At 45.4% G+C, this 19,719-nt stretch carries 17 protein-coding genes; 15 read left to right on the top strand and 2 right to left on the bottom strand.

The features are described from left to right. Positions 1 to 320: 320 nt before the first annotated feature. On the top strand, positions 321 to 2,120 hold the full coding sequence (aspS, locus tag CZ502_RS09325) for an aspartate--tRNA ligase (RefSeq protein WP_076461879.1): 1,800 nt from the start codon (positions 321 to 323) through the stop codon (positions 2,118 to 2,120). Between the two features lie 51 nt (positions 2,121 to 2,171). On the opposite strand, the gene CZ502_RS09320 is transcribed toward aspS, so the two are convergent. Next, entirely contained in the window at positions 2,172 to 2,912 is a 741-nt protein-coding gene (locus CZ502_RS09320; protein WP_076461877.1) for an amino acid ABC transporter ATP-binding protein, read from the bottom strand. Beyond that, positions 2,902 to 4,410 carry an ABC transporter substrate-binding protein/permease gene (locus CZ502_RS09315; protein WP_076461875.1) on the bottom strand — a complete coding sequence of 503 codons (1,509 nt, stop codon included), beginning with the start codon at positions 4,408 to 4,410 and terminating at the stop codon, positions 2,902 to 2,904. Before CZ502_RS09315 ends, CZ502_RS09320 begins: the two co-directional genes overlap by 11 nt. Before the next feature lie 341 nt (positions 4,411 to 4,751). On the opposite strand from CZ502_RS09315, the gene rpsU reads away from it, so the two are divergent. The 14 genes from rpsU (at position 4,752) to rpoD (ending at position 19,662) form a co-directional block, all read left to right on the top strand. Beyond that, positions 4,752 to 4,943, top strand: coding sequence for a 30S ribosomal protein S21 (gene rpsU / locus CZ502_RS09310; RefSeq protein WP_003665847.1), 192 nt, complete (start codon positions 4,752 to 4,754; stop codon positions 4,941 to 4,943). 59 nt (positions 4,944 to 5,002) lie between these two features. Beyond that, on the top strand, positions 5,003 to 5,452 hold the full coding sequence (locus CZ502_RS09305) for a GatB/YqeY domain-containing protein (RefSeq protein WP_076461873.1): 450 nt from the start codon (positions 5,003 to 5,005) through the stop codon (positions 5,450 to 5,452). Positions 5,453 to 5,641: 189 nt separating this feature from the next. Then, entirely contained in the window at positions 5,642 to 6,619 is a 978-nt protein-coding gene (gene bsh / locus CZ502_RS09300) for a choloylglycine hydrolase (protein WP_076461871.1), read from the top strand. A 179-nt stretch (positions 6,620 to 6,798) separates the two neighbouring features. Further along, positions 6,799 to 8,025: an argininosuccinate synthase gene (locus tag CZ502_RS09295; RefSeq protein ID WP_076461868.1), complete on the top strand. Its 1,227-nt coding sequence runs from the start codon at positions 6,799 to 6,801 to the stop codon at positions 8,023 to 8,025. Further along, entirely contained in the window at positions 8,015 to 9,403 is a 1,389-nt protein-coding gene (gene argH / locus CZ502_RS09290) for an argininosuccinate lyase (RefSeq protein ID WP_076461866.1), read from the top strand. Before CZ502_RS09295 ends, argH begins: the two co-directional genes overlap by 11 nt. A 179-nt stretch (positions 9,404 to 9,582) precedes the next feature. Further along, on the top strand, positions 9,583 to 10,605 hold the full coding sequence (locus CZ502_RS09285) for a PhoH family protein (protein WP_076461864.1): 1,023 nt from the start codon (positions 9,583 to 9,585) through the stop codon (positions 10,603 to 10,605). Next, positions 10,605 to 11,084 (top strand): rRNA maturation RNase YbeY, encoded by a 480-nt coding sequence (gene ybeY / locus CZ502_RS09280; protein ID WP_076461861.1) that lies wholly within the window; start codon positions 10,605 to 10,607, stop codon positions 11,082 to 11,084. The genes CZ502_RS09285 and ybeY overlap by 1 nt, the downstream gene beginning before the upstream one ends. Then, positions 11,068 to 11,463: a diacylglycerol kinase family protein gene (locus CZ502_RS09275; RefSeq protein WP_083673354.1), complete on the top strand. Its 396-nt coding sequence runs from the start codon at positions 11,068 to 11,070 to the stop codon at positions 11,461 to 11,463. Before ybeY ends, CZ502_RS09275 begins: the two co-directional genes overlap by 17 nt. A 10-nt stretch (positions 11,464 to 11,473) precedes the next feature. Further along, the gene (era, locus tag CZ502_RS09270) at positions 11,474 to 12,379 is read left to right on the top strand and encodes a GTPase Era (RefSeq protein WP_076461854.1); all 906 of its coding nucleotides are present in this window, start codon (positions 11,474 to 11,476) and stop codon (positions 12,377 to 12,379) included. A gap of 18 nt (positions 12,380 to 12,397) precedes the next feature. Further along, positions 12,398 to 13,183, top strand: coding sequence for a DNA repair protein RecO (gene recO / locus CZ502_RS09265; protein ID WP_076461851.1), 786 nt, complete (start codon positions 12,398 to 12,400; stop codon positions 13,181 to 13,183). 266 nt (positions 13,184 to 13,449) lie between these two features. Beyond that, the gene (gene glyQ, locus CZ502_RS09260) at positions 13,450 to 14,436 is read left to right on the top strand and encodes a glycine--tRNA ligase subunit alpha (RefSeq protein ID WP_076461849.1); all 987 of its coding nucleotides are present in this window, start codon (positions 13,450 to 13,452) and stop codon (positions 14,434 to 14,436) included. Between the two features lies 1 nt (position 14,437). Then, positions 14,438 to 16,516 (top strand): glycine--tRNA ligase subunit beta, encoded by a 2,079-nt coding sequence (glyS, locus tag CZ502_RS09255; protein WP_076461847.1) that lies wholly within the window; start codon positions 14,438 to 14,440, stop codon positions 16,514 to 16,516. Positions 16,517 to 16,652: 136 nt separating this feature from the next. Then, positions 16,653 to 18,518, top strand: a complete 1,866-nt coding sequence (gene dnaG / locus CZ502_RS09250; protein ID WP_076461845.1) for a DNA primase — start codon at positions 16,653 to 16,655, stop codon at positions 18,516 to 18,518. A 1-nt stretch (position 18,519) separates the two neighbouring features. Further along, positions 18,520 to 19,662: an RNA polymerase sigma factor RpoD gene (gene rpoD, locus CZ502_RS09245; RefSeq protein WP_076461842.1), complete on the top strand. Its 1,143-nt coding sequence runs from the start codon at positions 18,520 to 18,522 to the stop codon at positions 19,660 to 19,662. Positions 19,663 to 19,719 lie beyond the last annotated feature (57 nt).

The following is a 19,719-nucleotide window of genomic DNA, read 5'->3' as shown; positions in this document are numbered from 1 at the left end:
GCCTTAATCATACAATAATTATCAGCAGGGCGAAGTATTGACTTTTAGGAATGTTTCGAGTAAGGTAAAAATGTAAATTAAGAAATATTAATAGCTGACGATAAAGAATGCTCGAGCCGGTGGTATTTAAGCGATTGGAGGATAGTGGAAGCTCCAAAGATCCCCACTCGATTGACCCTTTTGAAGCTGGGCTTGTCCCCGTCATTATTGACGTTATCATTGAGTGATACCAAGGTGGTACCGTGCATTTGCACCCTTGCATATACAAGGGTGCTTTTTTATTTAAAACTATTAAGAACACTGAAAGAGGTAAGCGGAGAATGAAGAGAACTAATTACGCTGGCGATACTAGTGAACAGCAGGTTGGCCAAGAAGTCGTATTAAAGGGTTGGGTGGCTAAGCGCCGTAATCTCGGTGGCTTAATCTTTATCGACCTATGGGACCGTGAAGGGATTGTCCAGTTAGTATTTAACGAAAAGGAAAATAAGGAAGCCTTTGACGTTGCCAATGCTGTTCGTAACCAGTATGTCCTTGAAGTGCAAGGGAAGGTTCAATTGCGGGCAGAAAAAGAAATCAACCCCGATATGAAGACCGGGAAAGTTGAAGTCGCGGTTGAAAATATCACGGTCTTAGCAAAGTCGGAAACGACCCCGTTTGACATTACTGATAACGTTGACGCATCTGAGGACTTGCGGATGAAGTACCGTTACCTTGACTTGCGGCGGCCAGAGATGATGAAGCACTTAAAGCTGCGGAGTAAGGTTGCCTCCATCGTTCATAATTACTACGATGGGGAAGGGTTTATGGACGTTGAAACGCCTGATTTGACCCGGTCAACTCCTGAAGGGGCCCGGGATTACATTGTGCCATCACGGGTATACCCTGGGCATTTCTACGCCCTCCCACAATCACCACAGTTGTTTAAGCAATTGTTGATGGCAGCTGGGGTAGATAAGTACTACCAATTAGCACGGTGTTTCCGGGATGAGGACCTTCGTGGTGACCGGCAACCAGAATTTACCCAGATTGATACCGAAATGAGCTTTGCCACCCCTGAAGACATCCAGACCGTAACCGAAGGGTTAATCAAGCGGGTAATGAAGGAAGTTAAGGGGATTGATGTTAAGACCCCGTTCCCACGGATGGAATGGCAAGAAGCAATGGATAAGTATGGTTCGGATAAGCCGGATACCCGTTTTGGGATGCTTATTCATGACCTGTCCGAGATCGTTAAGGACAGCTCGTTTAAGGTCTTCTCTAGTACGGTTGCTGCTGGTAACTTTGTCCGGGCAATCTGTGTTCCTGGCGGTGCTGACAAGTACTCCCGGAAAGACATTACGAAGATGGAAGACTACATCAAGCGTTATGGTGCCAAGGGCTTAGCCTGGGTAAAGGTTACGGCTGATGGCTACAACGGACCAGTTGCAAAATTCTTAAACGATAAGGCAGACCAAATTAACGCTGAAATGGACGCAAACGAAGGTGACTTGATTCTTTTTGTTGCCGCTAGTTTCCACGTGGTTGCTGATTCCCTTGGTTACCTACGGCGGGCAATTGCCAAGGAACAAGGAATGATCAAGGATGACCAATGGAATTACCTCTGGGTTGTTAACTGGCCAATGTTTGAATACGATGAAGGCTTTGGTAAGTGGATTGCGGCCCACCACCCATTCACGATGTTAAACGAAGAAGACTTACACTATCTTGAGGACGGCGAAGACCCACATAAGGCCCACGCCCAAAGTTACGACATCATCTTGAATGGTCAAGAAATCGGTGGAGGATCAATCCGTATCCACGATCCAAAGGTGCAAGAAAAGGTTCTGAAGGCCCTCGGCTACACGAAGGAACGAGCAGAAGCACGGTTTGGCTTCTTGCTGAAGGCCCTGACAATGGGGATGCCGCCAGAAGGTGGACTGGCCTTTGGACTTGACCGGTGGGTAATGCTCCTTGCCGAAGCGGATAACATTCGTGATGTTATCCCATTCCCAAAGAACTCTAAGGCAGTAGAACCACTGACAGCTGCGCCAGGAAAGGTTAGTCAACAACAACTTAATGACCTGGAAATCCAGTTTGACGACCAGGTTGACTACAAGTTAGATGACGATGATAATAACTAAAAAAATGCGTTGCGACATTTGAATCGCAACGCATTTTTTAATCTATCTTTATTACTTCAGAACCCGTTTTAAGAAATCCTTTGCCCGCGGGCTGGTCGGGTTGCTAAAGAAGTCGTCTGGTTTCCCAGTTTCTTGGATATAACCATCAGCCATAAACCAGATTTGGTCAGCAACTTCCCGGGCAAAGCCCATTTCGTGAGTTACAACAACCATTGTCATTCCAGAATCAGCGAGGTCCCGCATAACTTTTAAGACTTCATCGACCATTTCTGGGTCAAGGGCACTAGTTGGCTCATCAAAGAGCATTACTTCCGGATCCATTGCCAGGGCCCGGGCAATCGCAACCCGTTGCTTTTGTCCCCCGGAAAGTTGGTCTGGATACTGGTCCGCCTTATTGGCAAGGCCAACTTTTTCGAGGAGGGACATGGCAGTCTTCTCAGCTTCATCTTCAGCAATCCCCTTTACCTTAATGGGGGCAATGGTGATGTTTTTTAAGACGGTCATGTTAGGGAAGAGGTTGAAGCCCTGGAAAACCATCCCCATCTTTTCCCGCAGCTTATCAAGTTTAGCATCATCGAGGCCGACAAGGTCTTCGCCTTCAAACAAGACCTGGCCAGAAGTTGGCTGCTCTAATGCGTTTAAGCAACGAAGGAAGGTACTCTTCCCGGCACCTGAAGGACCAATCACGCAGATGACTTGCCCTTTATCGACGTGTTCTGAAATGTCTTTTAAGACGATGTTATCCTTAAACTTCTTTTGTAAGTTTTTAATTTCAATCATATTAGTGGGCATGTTTCATTCTCCCTTCGAAGTAAAGTAAAACTCTGGAAAGTATAAAGGTGATGACAAAGTAAATAATCATTGTGATGAACAGTGGCAAGACACCTTTATAGGTTGTTGTCTGAACTAATTGAGTTTGGTACATCAATTCGGTAACCCCGATAACGGATACTAATGAACTATCCTTAACCAGGGTAATTAATTCGTTCCCGAGCGCTGGCCAAATATTCTTAAGGGCTTGTGGCATGATGACGTAGTGGAATGTTTCATTCTTACTCATCCCCAGGCTCCGGGCAGCTTCAGTCTGGCCAGCCGGAAGTGATTGGATCCCTGACCGGATGATTTCGGCAACGTAGGCCCCCGAGTTCAAGGAAACAGCGATGATCCCGGCGATGATCGCTGGCATCGACTGGATGATTGCACCAATTCCGAAGTAGACGAACATGATCTGGACCATCATTGGAGTGCCCCGCAAGAATTCAATGTAACATACAGAAATTGCGTGGAGTAACTTGTTCTTTGAAAGCCGCATTAAGGCAAAGAGGGTACCAAGGATCATCCCAAAGAAGACGGAGACAACAGAGATGATTAATGTGTAGCCAACCCCCTTAGCAAAGTATTGCCAGTAGCTAAGAACGGTGTTTTGCTTCTTGTAACTTTCCATGTACTGGGCAGCATCTGGAATCCATTCTTTAGTGATTAGCTTTTCTTTCTTTACCTTTGCAACAGTTTGGTTAGCGGCGTTAACCAGGGAGGTGTCACCCTTTGGGAAAGCCATGGCAATCCCGCCAGCAGTAGCAGAAAGCTTTGAATTAAAGGCATAGAGGTTTGAGTTGTTCGCAGCGTATGCTTGCGCAGTCGCAGCATCCATCAATACCCCATCGTACTTATGTGATTGCAGGCCGATGACTAGTGAGGAAATCTTCGCAAGGCCCTTGCCAGTTGCTTTTGGCATTTGCTTGGATACCATGGTTGACTGTAAGGTCCCGTTTTGGGTGCCGACTGTCTTGCCATCAAAGTCTTTAGCGCTCTTGTACTTATCTTTGTCACTCTTATTAACAAGGAAGTAACTATCACCAGCGTAGTAAGTATCAGAGAAATCAACACTCTTCTTCCGCTCGTTGGTAATGTTCATCCCTGAAATAACGGTATCAACTTTGCCAGTTTCAAGGGCAACTAGCAGGGAGTCAAAGTCCATGTTCTTAATTACTAGCTTAACTCCCAGGTCCTTGGCAAATTGTTTGGCCAGGTCAACTTCGAAGCCGACATACTCAGTCTTACCATTTTTCTTCGTGGTAAATTCGTATGGTGGGTAGTCGGCGCTCATCCCGACGACCAGGGTTCCTTTTTGCTTGATCTTTTCTACTGAGTCGTTGCTAGCAACCTGTGAGCTGTTGTTAGCAGAACTACTTGAACTGCTGCTGGATTCAGCAGCGAATGCAGTGACCGGTGAACATAATAGTGGAAATGTCAGGATCACTAACATCAAAAAATGCTTAAAACCTTTCATCATCAATAACTCCTTTAAGTAATTTTTTATCATTACGATTTGTTGTAATGTAATATACGCTTAATTGACTAAATATGCAATAGAAAACTGATAAAAAGTATAAATATACACTTATTAGGAACGATTATGCAGAATAATGTAAGCGACTTCTTTGTTGCTATCGTGGGGATGAGCGCTGAACGGAATCTTTGAATAATTTTTTTGCCGAAATAATTAATTTTTATTTAAAAGTAATATTGACAGGAAAAGACATGTTGGGTACAATGTTTTTTGTAGTGAAAGGGAAGCGGTTTGGCCGTTACCTCGATACGTAACTTTAAGCTCGGAGGGAGGGAATCAACATGTCAAAAACAGTCGTTCGTAAGAATGAATCTTTAGACGACGCTCTTCGACGCTTTAAACGTTCGGTTTCACGTAACGGAACTTTGCAAGAATACCGCAAACGTGAATTTTACGAAAAGCCAAGTGTAAAACGCAAGTTGAAATCTGAAGCGGCACGGAAGCGTAAGAACAAGCGCGGTCGTCGTTATTAAAAGATGTGCTCTCACCTGAAGCTGGTGGGAGCATTTTTATTATGAAAGGGGTATTTCAGATGAGTTTATTGAAGCAATTGACTACTGACATGGTGACGGCGATGAAAAATCGCGATAAGGATACGCTAAAGGTTGTCCGGATGCTAAAGGCGGCCGTGCAAAATGAAAAGATTGAACTAGGACATGACCTAAGCGAAAACGAAGAGATTGCGGTAATGTCCCGGGAATACAAACAGCGGAAAGAATCACTAGCGGAATTTGAAAAGGCTGGGCGGGAAGACCTGGTCGACCAAACCAAAAAGGAACTGGCAGTTGTTGAAAAGTACTTGCCACAGCAACTTTCTGCTGAAGACGTCAAGAAGGTTGTTAAGGAAACGATTGCTGCCCTTGGCGCTGATAGCATGAAGAACTTTGGCCAAGTAATGGGGGCGGTAATGCCGAAGTTAAAGGGGAAGGCTGACGGTAAATTAATCAATCAGACTGTTAAAGAACAGCTGAGCAATAAGTAATAAGGAAGAAAAGTGATTCTTACACAATCATTTCAGCTTGAGCTAACCGTTACTGGTGGAAGAGTCGCACCTTCTTTTAAATATTCAAATATTATCTGATGAAAAAATTGGCCAACGGAGAAATTCGTGGCCTTTTTTCTTAGTAAAAGGACTATAATGATATTTATCAACTAAAAGGAGATTTATGTCATGTGTACATCAGTTATTTATAATGCAGGGGACAAATATTTTGGTCGAAATCTTGACCTGGAGATTGACTTTGGGGAGGAAGTCGTGATCAGTCCCCGCGACTTTGCGTTTAACTTTCGGCAGATGCCAACGATTGACCACCACTATGCGATTATTGGGATGGCCCTCGTCCAGGATGGTTACCCATTATACTTTGATGGGGTTAACGAAGCAGGCCTGGGGATGGCTGGCTTGAATTTTGATGGCCCTGCTCACTACTTCCCGGTTGTTGAAGGAAAGGATAATGTTTCGCCATTTGAGTTTATTCCGTACCTATTAGGGCAGTGTAAGGATGTTAAGGAGGCCAAAAAACTCTTAGCTAACCTTAACCTGGTTAACATTAACTTTTCTGATAAATTCCAACTCTCACCGTTGCACTGGTTGATTGCTGATAAGAGTGGGGCCGCAATTGTCGTTGAATCGACGAGGACTGGCCTGCACGTTTACGATAACCCTGTTGGTGTTTTGACAAACAATCCGGAATTTCCTAAGCAATTGCTTAACCTGAGCAATTACCAAAGTGTTTCACCAGCAGACCCCCAAAATACCCTTACCCCGGGGGTAAAGCTTGATACTTATAGTCGGGGATTTGGAACCCACTTTTTACCAGGGGGGATGGATTCAGCAAGTCGCTTCGTAAAGGAGACATTTACCAAGATGCATGCACCAGCGGGGAAGAGCGAAGGGGAAAACATCACCAATTACTTCCATATTCTGCATGCAGTTGAGCAGCAAAAGGGCCTTGATGAGGTTGCCCCGAATACCTTTGAATACACGATTTATTCAGATGGAACTAACTTGACGAAGGGAATCTTCTATTATACTAGCTATGATAATAACCAAATAAATGCAGTTGATATGCATAAAGAAGATTTGGACAGCAGTGCATTAATCACCTATGCCCTTAAAACTGACCAGGCAATTAACTACCAAAACTAATATCTTAAGGAACGGAACTAGCGTAATTATCCGCTAGTTCCGTTTATTTATACACCTAAATGCACGTTTACTTGTATAAAAGATGGAAAATTTGAAAAAATATGCTAAAACGCTTGATTTTTATTCACGATGCTCGTATATTTATAAACAACGAAAGAAAATAAATGGAGGACGAGAATATGTCAAAAGAAAAAATTGTTTTAGCTTACTCTGGTGGTCTTGATACATCTGTAGCAATCGCGTGGCTTAAGAACAAGGGTTACGATGTGATTGCATGCTGTATTGATGTTGGTGAAGGAAAGGACCTTGAAGCAATTAAGGAAAAGGGCTTGAAGGTTGGTGCCTGGAAGTCAGTTGTTATTGATGCCAAGCGCGACTTTGCTGAACAGTTTGTTTTACCAGCCTTACAGGTTCACGCAATGTATGAACAAAAGTACCCACTAGTGTCAGCACTTTCTCGTCCATTAATTGTCCAAAAGCTTGTGGCGGTTGCTAACCAGTACGGTGCGACAGCGATCGCCCATGGTTGTACCGGGAAAGGGAATGACCAGGTACGGTTTGAAGCAGGAATCCATGCCCTTGCTCCTGATATGAAGATTGAAGACCCAATTCGGGATTGGCACTGGTCACGGGAAGAAGAGATTCAATACGCTAAGGACAACGGGATTCCGGTACCAATCACCAAGGCAAGCCCATACTCAATTGATGAAAACTTATGGGGGCGGGCTAACGAATGTGGAATTCTTGAAGATCCATGGGCTTCAGCACCGGAAGATGCATATGACCGGACAGTGCCACTAGAAGAAACCCCAGACACTCCGGCAACGATTGAAATTAGCTTTGAAGAAGGGGTGCCAACAGCAATTAATGGCGAAAAAATGCCCCTTGATGAATTGATCATCAAGCTCGATAAACTTGCCGGAAAGCACGGGATTGGCCGGATCGACCACGTTGAAAACCGGTTAGTCGGGATTAAGTCCCGGGAAGTATACGAATGCCCGGCAGCAACAGTTCTGTTAGCAGCACACAAGGACCTTGAAGACTTGACGCTGGAAAAAGAGGTTGCCCACTTTAAACCCCAAATTGAATTAAAGATGAGTGAATTGATCTACAACGGCCTGTGGTACTCGCCACTGATGAAGGCCTTGGTAGCCTTCCTTGAACAAACCCAAAAGGATGTTAACGGGGTTGTGCGGGTTAAGCTCTTTAAGGGCAACGTCATTTGTGAAGGCCGGAAGTCACCAAACTCACTGTACGATAAGAACTTGGCAACTTACACTTCCGCTGATGAATTTGACCAAGAAGCAGCAACTGGTTTCATCAAGCTGTGGGAATTACCAGACAAGGTTTATGCTCAAGTGCAAAATAAAAATAAAGTAGAGGGGAAGACAAGCGATGCCCATTAAGAGAATGTGGGGTGGCCGGTTTGAAGAGGCCGGTGACCAGTTAGTTAACCAATTTAATGCTTCAATTAGCTTTGACCAGGAGATGGCCCACGAGGATATCGAAGGGTCCTTGGCGCATGTCAAGATGCTAAAGGAAACTAAGATTTTACCGGCCACTGATGCTGATAAGATCATTGCCGGCCTGGAAAAACTAAGTGCGCGATTAGCTAAGGATGGTCTCCCATTTTCAATTGACAACGAAGATATTCACATGAATATCGAGGCGCTGCTGACTGAAGAGATCGGTCCGGTTGCGGGGAAACTTCACACCGGGCGGAGTCGGAACGACCAGGTAGCAACAGACCTCCACCTTTATGTGAAGAAGCGTTTGCCAGTAATCATTGACGAGTTAAAAGCGCTTCAAGAAGAACTCGTTATTAAGGCCGAAGATAATGTTGAGACAATCATGCCTGGCTATACCCACATGCAACATGCCCAGCCGATTTCATATGGGCACTACTTAATGGCTTACTTCCAGATGTTTCAGCGGGATGTTGAGCGGTTTGCTTTTAACATGAAGCATGCCGACCTTTCACCACTCGGTGCTGCTGCTTTAGCGGGAACGACTTTCCCGATTGACCGGCAATTGAGTGCCAAGTACTTAGGCTTTGCTAAGCCATACCATAATTCGCTGGATGCTGTTTCAGACCGTGACTTTGTTCTTGAATTTTTAAGTAATGCTAGCATTTTGATGATGCACCTATCACGGTTGTGTGAAGAGACAATTTACTGGTGTAGTTATGAATTTGGCTACATCGAACTGGCGGATTCCTATTCAACTGGTAGTTCAATCATGCCTCAAAAGAAGAACCCGGATATGGCGGAATTGATCCGGGGGAAGACTGGCCGGGTCTTTGGCGACCTGATGGGGTTATTGACGACGATGAAGGGCTTACCCTTAGCCTATAACAAGGATATGCAAGAGGATAAGGAAGGCTTGTTTGATGCCGTTAAGACCATTTTGCCAAGCATCAAGATCATGCGGGGGATGATGGCGACCCTCAAGGTTAAAAAAGACAAGATGGAGCACGCCACCCATCATGACTTTTCAAACGCGACGGAGCTAGCAGATTACTTGGCAACGAAGGAGATTCCGTTTAGGGAGGCCCATGAGATTGTTGGGGAACTGGTTTTGAAGGGGCTAAAGACGGGAACCAACCTTGCCGACATTCCACTTGCCGAGTATCAGAAGATTAATCCGCAGATTGAAGAAGACGTCTACACCTGCTTGCAACCAAAGGTAGCAGTTGAACGGCGGAACTCTTATGGTGGCACCGGATTTGCCCAGGTCCGCGAACAAATTGCGGAAGCAAAAGAACTACTAGCAAACAACAAGTAAGCAGGAAAGCCCGCAATTACTGCGAAACTTGGCAAGAAAAACAGGAGGCTGGAGAAAGCAATTCTCCGTCTCCTGTTTTTTTGTAAAATTGCTCAAGGGCGCATAATATCATCGTTATTAATGCTATGATATAATTGGTTAGAAAATAAAATCTGCTAAATTTAAAGGAGCTTGCTTAATTGGTAGAAAACAACGATAAATTTGAACAAACTTTTCAAATCGATAGCCCAGAAATCGAAGTCGGGTTACTCGGCACCCAGGACAAGTTTGTGGGGCTGATTGAACAGGGGATGGATGTTGAGATCAATCCCTTTGGTGAAAATTTAAAAGTGCTAGGCAAAGAAGAAGATGTCAAGCTGACGGTTGATGTTTTCCATGCCCTGATTAACTTGCTTAACCAAGGAATCCGGATCCATAGTACGGATATTGTTAGTGCAATGAAGATGGCCCACCGGGGGACCTTGGAATATTTTGCTGACTTATATAGCGAAACGATCATTAAGGACCGCCGGGGACGGGCAATCCGCGTGAAAAACTTTGGCCAGCGACAATACGTTAACGCGATGAAGCATAATGATATTACCTTTGGCATTGGTCCGGCCGGGACGGGGAAGACTTACCTCGCCGTTGCAATGGCAGTGGCTGCCTTAAAGCGTGGCGAAGTGGAACGGATCATCTTGACGCGGCCAGCCGTTGAAGCAGGTGAGAGCCTTGGCTTTTTACCAGGTGACTTACGAGAAAAGGTTGACCCATATTTGCGGCCAATTTACGATGCGTTAAATGACATCTTCGGGGCAGATCACACCCAACGGTTAATCGACCGGGGGATCATTGAAATTGCCCCCTTAGCATATATGCGGGGACGGACCCTTGACGGTGCCTTTGTTATCCTTGATGAAGCGCAAAACACGACCAATGCGCAAATGAAAATGTTTTTGACCCGGCTGGGCTTTGGGTCCAAGATGGTCGTTAATGGTGATATTTCACAGATTGACCTTCCCCGTGGTTCGCGGAGTGGGTTGGTTAGTGCGCAGCGAATCTTACAAAACATCAAGTCGATTAAATTTGTCACCTTTAGTGCGGAAGATGTTGTCCGTCACCCAGTAGTTGCCCGGATCATCACTGCCTATGAGACTCAGACAGCAAAGCGCTTAGCAGAAAAAGATAAGCGTGAAGAAGAGAAAAAAGAGGAAGAAAAGTAATGGAACTAGAACTCTTTGACCATACCGATAACCAGGTTAGTACCGCCCAGCAAACAATGGTTAGCGAACTGTTACAATTTGCGGCGCAAAAACTATCCCTTAGCGAAAATACTGAAATGTCGGTGACCTTTGTCAATAATCCGGAAATTAAAGAAATGAATGCTAAGTACCGGGGAGTTGACCGGGCAACGGATGTTTTAAGTTTTGCTGAAGAAGAGACTGGTGAAGAATCGCCAATCGTGATGGATCCGGAATTAGCGGCCGAAATTCCGGTAAACCTGGGGGACTTATTTATCTCAATTGATAAAGTCGCAGAGCAAGCGAAGTTTTTGGGTCATTCAGTTGACCGCGAACTTGGCTTTTTAGCGGTGCACGGGTTCTTACACCTCAACGGTTATGATCACGAACAAGCAGAAGATGAAGCCAAAATGTTTAGCTTACAACGGGAGATCTTAGATGACTATGGACTCACACGATAATCATCAGACGGGTAAAAATCACCACTTACTACAAGCGATGGGCCATGCCCTTGACGGGATCAAACAGGTCCTCAAAGAAGAACGGAACATGCGGTTTCATGTAGCAGCGGCTGTGCTTGCTTGCCTTGTTGCGGCTTTATTGCAGATTTCAGCGATGGAGTGGTTGTGGATCTTGCTGGCAATTTTTGTTGTTTTTACGGCGGAATTTCTCAATACCGTTACTGAGGCAGTTACCGACTTACTTGTTGACCATCACTATGACTTAAACGTAAAAAAGGCGAAGGATGTGGCGGCCGGTGGTGTTCTTATCTCGGCTTTTTTCGCGGTGTTAGTGGGGCTCATCATTTTTGTTCCCCGGTTTTTAGCAATTATTAGGTAGGAGTTTTTTAATGGATAATCCAAATTATAAATCTGGTTTTGTTGCAATTATTGGGCGTCCCAATGTTGGGAAGTCGACGTTATTGAACTATGTTGTTGGTCAAAAGGTCGCGATCATGAGTAACGTGGCGCAGACGACGAGAAATAAGATCCAGGGAATCTATACGAGCCCAGAAGCGCAGATCGTCTTTATCGATACCCCGGGGATCCACAAGCCAGCAACCAAGCTTGGTGACTTTATGGAAAAGTCAGCAATGTCAGCGTTGGATGAAGTTGACGCCGTCTTATTTGTTGTAAGCGCAACGGAAAAACGGGGCCCTGGTGACAACTTCATCATTGAACGGTTAAAGAGCGTTAAGCAACCGATTTACTTGGTAGTCAATAAGATTGACCAGGTAAACCCAAATGATTTGCCAGACATTGTTGCCCAGTACAAGGATGCTTTACCATTTAACGATGTTGTGCCGATTTCTGCTTTGCAGGGGAATAATGTCAATACCTTGATCAATGAATTAGTTACGATGCTGCCAACCGGGCCGCAGTACTATCCGGAAGACCAGGTCAGTGACCACCCAGAGCGGTTCGTTATTGCGGAGATGATTCGTGAAAAGGTCTTTTTAATGACGAGACAAGAGGTTCCACATTCAGTGGCGGTGGATGTCACTTCAGTTAAGCGGGAAGACGAAAAACATGTACACATTTCGGCGAATATTGTTGTTGAACGCCCGGGACAAAAAGGAATTATCATTGGGAAGGGCGGAAAGATGCTGAAAAAGATTGGCACGATGGCCCGGCAGGATATCGAACGCCTTCTTGGTGACAAGGTCTTCTTACAATTGTGGGTTAAGGTTGTTCCCGGCTGGCGCGATAAGTCGGCCATGCTAAAAGATTACGGTTACCGCAATAAGGACTACTAATATTAAGGGGGTGGTTACATGTCACGGGTAACCACTCAATTTACAGGGATCATTATGTACCGTCAGGACTACCGCGAACGGGACCTGCTGGTTAAGATGCTGACGGATAAGATTGGTCCGGCAATGTTTTTCGTGAAAAACGCGAAGAAGCGTGGCTTTAAGATGACGGCAGATATCCTCCCGTTCACCCATGGTACTTATATCGGTTCGCTTGCTGATGATGGCCTTAGCTTTATCAATGTGGCCAGTGATACGAGCCAGTACAAAAATATTGCAAGCGATATTAATAAGAACGCTTATGTTACTTATATCCTTGCGTTGGTCGATAGTGCCTTTCGTGATGGGCAAAGCATCGGCGGGTGGTTTAACCAGGTGGCAGCAGCACTTGCCCTAATTGATAAGGGACTAGATGAGCAGGTAATCACAAATATTATTGAAACCCAGCTTCTGACAGCCTTTGGGGTAGCCCCCATTTGGGATCAATGTGCGATTTGCGGCCGGACTGACTTACCCCTTGATTTTTCTGAACAATATGGGGGGATGATTTGCCGCGCCCATTGGCATTTAGATGAACACCGGATGCATTTAGAACGGCAAACTGTCTACTACCTGCAACGTTTTGCAACTATCAATTTACAAAAATTAAATTCAATCCGGATTAATAAGGGAACAAAGTACCGCCTACAGTTAGTCCTCGATACCCTCTATGATAACCAGGTCGGATTGAACTTAAAGGCCAAGCGTTTTATCCGGCAGATGAATAAGTGGGAACAAAAAATGGGAAAGTTGACCACGAATGATTGACTTTTGACCAATGTTTTTTTATGATAAGAGCGTGTTTAATTGAATATCGGCAATGACGGAGATTATGAGATGACCATTTTGCAGCGATTGGGGGACAGTGAAAGCCCCAAACGAGGTCATCTTCCGGCACTCCAGCAGCCAACGAAACTAAGCTGTTTTACAGGAATGTAAAAAAGTAGGGTGGAACCGCGATTAACTTCGTCCCTACAATGTCTACAATGGTAGTAGAGATTGTAGGGGCTTTTTCTTTGAAAGGAGAAAGAAATATGACAAAGAAATTATCGGTGCAAGATATTATCTTTACACTGGAACAATACTGGGCTGACCAGGGTTGTATGTTGATGCAGGCTTATGATAATGAAAAGGGTGCGGGGACGATGAGTCCGTACACCTTCCTCCGGGCAATCGGTCCAGAACCATGGAACGTGGCCTACGTTGAGCCATCCCGGCGGCCTGCTGATGGTCGTTACGGGGAAAACCCGAACCGCTTGTACCAGCACCACCAGTTCCAAGTATTGATGAAGCCATCCCCAGATAATATCCAGGAACTATACCTGGGAAGCTTAAAGCAACTGGGGATTGACCCGCTCGAACATGATATTCGTTTCGTTGAAGATAACTGGGAAAACCCGTCAATGGGTTGTGCCGGTGTTGGTTGGGAAGTCTGGCTCGATGGGATGGAAGTAACCCAGTTTACCTACTTCCAAGTCGTCGGTGAGTTAACGATGAACCCGGTTGCGGCCGAAGTTACTTACGGGCTTGAACGGCTAGCCGAATACATCCAAAATGTTGATTCAGTTTACGACTTGGAATGGGCAGACGGTGTTTTGTATGGTGATATTTTCAAGGAACCGGAATACGAACACTCTAAGTACGCCTTTGAAGAAAGTAATCAGGACATGCTGCTTGAAGATTTCAACGACTACGAAAAAGAAGCTAAGCGGCTAATCGGTCTTGGCCTTGTTCACCCGGCATATGACTACGTCTTAAAGTGTAGCCACACCTTCAACCTCTTGGATGCGCGCGGCGCTGTCTCCGTTACTGAACGGGCCGGCTACCTTCACCGGATCCGGATCATGGCAAAGTCAATTGCGAAGGCCTTTGTTGAAGAACGGCGGAAGCGGGGCTTCCCGTTGATTCATGATGAAAAGTTACGGCAAAAGACGGTTGATGAATATACTAAGAAAGCTGAAAAGGCGAAGGAACGCGCAGCTAAGCAAGCTGCAAAGAAAGCACAAAAGGGGGACAAGTAAGATGGCTAACACATATTTACTAGAAGTCGGTGTTGAAGAAATGCCTGCCCATGTTGTAACGCCAAGTATTAAGCAGTTACACCAGCGGGTTGCTGATTACCTGAAGGAACAACGGATTACGTTTGACGATATTCAAGAATTTGCAACTCCCCGGCGGCTGGCATTGCTAATTCATGGTTTAAGTGATAAGCAACCAGATATTGACGAGTCAGTTAAGGGTCCCGCCAAGAAGATTGCCCAGGATGCAGATGGCAACTGGACCAAGGCCGCCATCGGTTTTACCCGTGGTCAAGGAGCAAGCGTCGATGATATTGAATTTAAAGAAGTCAAGGGCGTTGAATATGTTTTTGTTGAAAAGCATATTGCAGGGAAGCCAGTTGCGGAAGTCTTAAAGGGCTTGCCAGCGGTAATCACGGCAATGAACTTCCCAACCTTGATGAAGTGGGGCTACAACAACCTTCAATTTATCCGGCCAATTCGCTGGTTAGTATCACTATTAAATGAAGAAGTTGTGCCGTTTAAGATCCTTGATGTTGAAGCTGGGCGGACGACGCAGGGGCACCGTTTCTTAGGCCACCCCGTTGAAATTGCTGCGGCAGATGACTACGAGCAAGTCCTTCATGACGACGATGTGATTGCTGATCAGGCAAAGCGGAAGGACTTAATCAAGGACCAAATTAACAAGATTGTTAATGAAAACAACTGGCAAGTAGACTGGGATGAAGACCTGCTAGAAGAAGTTAATAACCTGGTTGAATGGCCAACTGCCTTTGCCGGTTCCTTTGCTGATAAGTACCTGGCATTGCCAGATGCCGTTTTGATTACTTCAATGAAGGATAATCAACGGTTCTTCTGTGTTCGTGACCAGGATGGCAAGTTGCTCCCCCACTTTATTTCAGTTCGGAACGGGAATACGGAATACCTTGATAACGTGATTAAGGGTAATGAACGGGTATTAGTTCCCCGGCTAGAAGATGCCCAATTCTTCTACCAAGAAGACCAGAAATTAACAATTGACCAGTATGTTGAACGGTTAAAGAAGGTCAGTTTCCATGACAAGATCAGCTCAATGTATGACAAGATGCAACGGGTAGCGGTAATTGCTAATGTGTTAGGAAAGAAGCTTGGCTTTACGGCGGAAGAACTAGCGGACTTAGACCGGGCTGCCAATATTTATAAATTTGACCTGACCACCCAGATGGTTGGTGAATTCGCTGAATTGCAAGGGATCATGGGTGAGATTTACGCGAAGTTGTTTGGTGAAAAGGCTGACGTTGCGGCTGCTATTCGTGAACACTACATGCCAATTTCTGCCGAAGGTGACCTGCCAAAGACAAAGATTGGGGCAGTGCTAGCGATTGCCGACAAGCTTGACAGCATTATTAGTTTCTTTGCTGTTGACATGATCCCAAGTGGTTCTAATGACCCATATGCTTTGCGCCGGCAAGCATACGGGATTGTCCGGATTATTGCTGATCGGGACTGGCATTTACCATTGCTGGATATTCAACCATTGCTTAGTCAAGCATTTGCCGACGCCGGTGTTGAGCTAAGTTTTGCCTTAGATAAGAACAGTGACGAAGTCCGGGCATTCTTCCTAGACCGGATCAAGCAACTCTTCCACGGGCAAAAACTTCGTCATGACATTGTCGATGCTACTACGGATACAAAGCAAGCTGATATTGCTAACATCTTAGCCGCCGCTGCAGCAATTAATGATCACAAGGATGATGCAGACTTTAAAGCAGCAATCGAAGCACTTGACCGGGTTCTCCGGATTGCGAAGAAGGGTGACTTCAAGGCTGGCGAAATTACGGTCAACGCAGCCCTTTTCGAGAATCCATCAGAAGAAAAACTCAATAAGGCGGTTGCTGAAGTTAGTGCTAAGGCAGCCGAACGCTCTGTTGCAGAAAACTTTGCTGCCCTACTAAAGCTCGAACCAATTATTAGTGAGTACTTTGATGAGAACATGATTATGGATAAGAACGAAGATATCCGTAACAACCGGTTGGCACAATTGACAATTCTTGCTGACCAAGCGGCAATGATTGGTAATTTAGACAACTTAATCGTTAAATAAGCGGTTTTAATTGTTTTACTTGAATCTTGTGGTATCATATATAGTAGTGAATTATGGTTAATATGTAGTGGAGGTCGCATTCCGTAGGGTTGCGACCTTTCGTTGCTGTTCGCTTACTAGTAAATGGGGTGAGTCAATGGCGAAAATACCACGGGAAGTAATTGATGAAGTACGCAATTCAGTTGATATTGGGGACGTAATTGGCCGTTATGTCCAGCTTCATCAGGCCGGTAAGAATTTAACCGGTTTGTGTCCATTTCACGAGGAACGGACCCCGTCATTTTCAGTAAATGAAGAAAAACAATTTTTTTACTGTTTTGGTTGTGGCCGCGGTGGGAATGTTTTTCAGTTCTTAATGGAACTAAAGCATATTGATTTTGTGGAAGCCGTTAAAGAAATTGCTGATGACAGCAATATTTCCCTGCCAGAGCAATATATCAATACCCAGCCCAAGCAACCGGTAAACAATGAAAACCGGCAATTATTTGACCTGCACGATAAGGCGGCAAAGCTATACCATCATATCCTGATGAATACGCCAGCGGGTGAACCAGCGCTTCGCTATCTTAAGAAGCGGGGAATGTCAGAAGAATTGATTAACCAGTTTGGCCTTGGCTATGCACCGGCTCAACGAATTCTCAAACCGTATATGGAGAAGCAAAAGACCGACTACCAGCTAATGCGAAAATCGGGCCTCTTTAGCGAAGATCAAGAAGGACAACTGCGTGACCGCTTTGTTGACCGGGTGATCTACCCAATCAAAAACGGGCAAGGGCAGGTAATTGCCTTCTCTGGCCGGCTGTTAGACACGACGCAGACTGACTTGCCGAAGTACCTTAATAGCCCGGAGACGCCGATATTTAACAAACGACGAACGCTGTTCAATTATGATGTTGCCCGTAAGGCTGCCCGCAAAGACGGCAAACTATACCTGTTTGAAGGGTTTATGGACGTGATTTCTGCATTTGGTGCGGGGGTCACCAACGGGATTGCTTCAATGGGAACTAGCTTTACCGAGGAGCAAGTGACCATTATTGGCCGAACGACGAACCAGCTTGATATTTGCTATGATGGTGATGAGCCAGGGCAAAACGCAATTGACCGGGCAATTAGCCTTGTAAATGACCACCGCCCAGGACAATTACAGGTGCGGGTAGTTCAGCTACCGGCAGGAGTAGACCCAGACGAGTATGTCCAACAGAACGGGGCAGAGAAGTTTCGTGAGTATTTGGCCAACCAAGAGGAAAGCACGGTGGATTTTTATCTCCGCTTCTTCAAAAATGGTAAAAACTTAGCCAATCAAAACGAACTGATTTCCTACCTTGACCAGGCGTTGAAGGTAATTGCTAGGGTAACTAGCCCGCTTGAAGTTGATATGTACTTGCAAAAACTGGCGACCGAATACCAGCTGGATAAGCAGACGTTACGAAACCAGCTGGGGCAACTAAAACAGCAGCTTGGAATTCGCCCACGGCAGTCTGCACCAGTTGCTCCGCCCACTGTCGATTATCAAAATATCGCCACGGTTGCAGCCCAGCAGACTACTCAGCGACTTAACCGGACGGAACTTGCCGAACAAATCTTATTGCGGTATATGCTATATGACCGTGAAGTATGGATGCACGTCACGGCAGATGACGAATTTCACTTTGCTCACGAAAAGTACCAGACCCTTTACTTGTTGGCTGCTAGCTACTTTACTGAACATAGTGATTATTCAGCGGCCGACTTTTTGGACTATTTGACTGATGACCGTTTACGAGGAACGCTTGGCCAAATCGAACAATTAAATATTGCTGCCGAGGCAGATATGCAGGTGGTCGACGATTGTATTAATTTGATTACCCAGCAAACGCCTCTGTCAGAGAAGATTGCGGATACCCGGGCGCAGCTAAAAGAAGCCAATTCGCTAAATAATACGGAATTAGCAACACAATTAACGATTGAACTAGTAAAATTATTGAAGCAGCAACAGCAGCTAAAAACGGAGGAGACTAACTAATATGGCAAAGAGTAAGAAGAAAGACATCGTTATTTCTAACAACGCTGACTTTGACCAACAAGAATACGATACTGCAGTTGGTAAACTTATTCGAAACTACAAGAAGAAAAAAGAAATTGAATACGACGAATTAACGGAAAAGATCGCCAAGCCATTTGGGCTAAATGCTGATGGGATTGACAACCTGCTTCAAAATATTGAAGACTCCGGAATCAGTGTTGTTGATGAAAATGGTGATCCAGATCCACGGGCATTAAAAGCAACGGAAAAGCTTTCCCAATCTGCGATGAAGGATACATCAGCACCAACCGGGGTGAAGATTAACGATCCCGTGCGGATGTACCTAAAAGAAATTGGGCGCGTTAACCTGTTGACGGCTGACGAAGAAGTCCAATTGGCCTTGCGGATTGAGCAGGGCGATGAGGTTGCTAAGCAGGAATTGGCCGAAGCAAACTTGCGGTTAGTGGTCTCAATTGCTAAGCGGTACGTCGGTCGGGGGATGCAGTTCCTTGACTTGATTCAAGAAGGTAATATGGGGCTGATGAAGGCAGTTGAAAAGTTTGACTACCGGCGGGGCTTCAAGTTCTCAACTTATGCTACCTGGTGGATCCGGCAAGCCATTACGCGGGCAATTGCCGACCAAGCACGGACAATTCGGATCCCAGTCCACATGGTTGAAACAATCAATAAGTTAATCCGAATCCAGCGGCAATTACTCCAGGATCTTGGCCGGGAACCACTTCCGGAAGAAATTGGGGCAGAAATGGACATGCCAACGGAAAAGGTCCGCAACATTTTAAAGATCGCCCAGGAACCAGTTTCCCTTGAAACACCAATTGGTGAAGAGGATGATTCCCACTTAGGTGACTTTATCGAAGACCAGGATGCTACTAGCCCCGCTGACCATGCTGCTTATGAAATGATGAAGAAGCAACTGGAAAACGTCCTTGATACCTTGACGGACCGGGAAGAAAATGTCCTTCGGTTACGGTTTGGCCTTGATGATGGCCGGACGCGGACGCTTGAAGAAGTTGGGAAGGTCTTTGGGGTTACCCGGGAACGGATTCGGCAAATTGAAGCAAAGGCTTTACGGAAGCTGCGCCACCCATCTCGCTCCAAGCAATTGAAGGACTTCCTTGAATAATGATGGGAAGTTACGCGAGTAAGAAGTAATTAAACGAGCTGGGAAAAAGTCCTAGTT

Source organism: Limosilactobacillus caccae (assembly GCF_900156885.1).
Taxonomy (GTDB): Bacteria; Bacillota; Bacilli; order Lactobacillales; family Lactobacillaceae; genus Limosilactobacillus; species Limosilactobacillus caccae.
The sequence above is the reverse complement of the archived record's forward strand: the minus strand, read 5'-3'. Positions and strand labels throughout refer to the sequence as shown.

What these genes read in the sequence shown, in the direction of transcription:
- aspS (WP_076461879.1), top strand. Translation starts at nt 321, where the DNA reads ATGAAGAGAACTAATTACGCTGGCGATACTAGTGAACAGCAGGTTGGC.
- CZ502_RS09320 (WP_076461877.1), bottom strand. Translation starts at nt 2,912, where the DNA reads ATGCCCACTAATATGATTGAAATTAAAAACTTACAAAAGAAGTTTAAG.
- CZ502_RS09315 (WP_076461875.1), bottom strand. Translation starts at nt 4,410, where the DNA reads ATGAAAGGTTTTAAGCATTTTTTGATGTTAGTGATCCTGACATTTCCA.
- rpsU (WP_003665847.1), top strand. Translation starts at nt 4,752, where the DNA reads ATGTCAAAAACAGTCGTTCGTAAGAATGAATCTTTAGACGACGCTCTT.
- CZ502_RS09305 (WP_076461873.1), top strand. Translation starts at nt 5,003, where the DNA reads ATGAGTTTATTGAAGCAATTGACTACTGACATGGTGACGGCGATGAAA.
- bsh (WP_076461871.1), top strand. Translation starts at nt 5,642, where the DNA reads ATGTGTACATCAGTTATTTATAATGCAGGGGACAAATATTTTGGTCGA.
- CZ502_RS09295 (WP_076461868.1), top strand. Translation starts at nt 6,799, where the DNA reads ATGTCAAAAGAAAAAATTGTTTTAGCTTACTCTGGTGGTCTTGATACA.
- argH (WP_076461866.1), top strand. Translation starts at nt 8,015, where the DNA reads ATGCCCATTAAGAGAATGTGGGGTGGCCGGTTTGAAGAGGCCGGTGAC.
- ybeY (WP_076461861.1), top strand. Translation starts at nt 10,605, where the DNA reads ATGGAACTAGAACTCTTTGACCATACCGATAACCAGGTTAGTACCGCC.
- CZ502_RS09275 (WP_083673354.1), top strand. Translation starts at nt 11,068, where the DNA reads ATGGACTCACACGATAATCATCAGACGGGTAAAAATCACCACTTACTA.
- era (WP_076461854.1), top strand. Translation starts at nt 11,474, where the DNA reads ATGGATAATCCAAATTATAAATCTGGTTTTGTTGCAATTATTGGGCGT.
- recO (WP_076461851.1), top strand. Translation starts at nt 12,398, where the DNA reads ATGTCACGGGTAACCACTCAATTTACAGGGATCATTATGTACCGTCAG.
- glyQ (WP_076461849.1), top strand. Translation starts at nt 13,450, where the DNA reads ATGACAAAGAAATTATCGGTGCAAGATATTATCTTTACACTGGAACAA.
- glyS (WP_076461847.1), top strand. Translation starts at nt 14,438, where the DNA reads ATGGCTAACACATATTTACTAGAAGTCGGTGTTGAAGAAATGCCTGCC.
- dnaG (WP_076461845.1), top strand. Translation starts at nt 16,653, where the DNA reads ATGGCGAAAATACCACGGGAAGTAATTGATGAAGTACGCAATTCAGTT.
- rpoD (WP_076461842.1), top strand. Translation starts at nt 18,520, where the DNA reads ATGGCAAAGAGTAAGAAGAAAGACATCGTTATTTCTAACAACGCTGAC.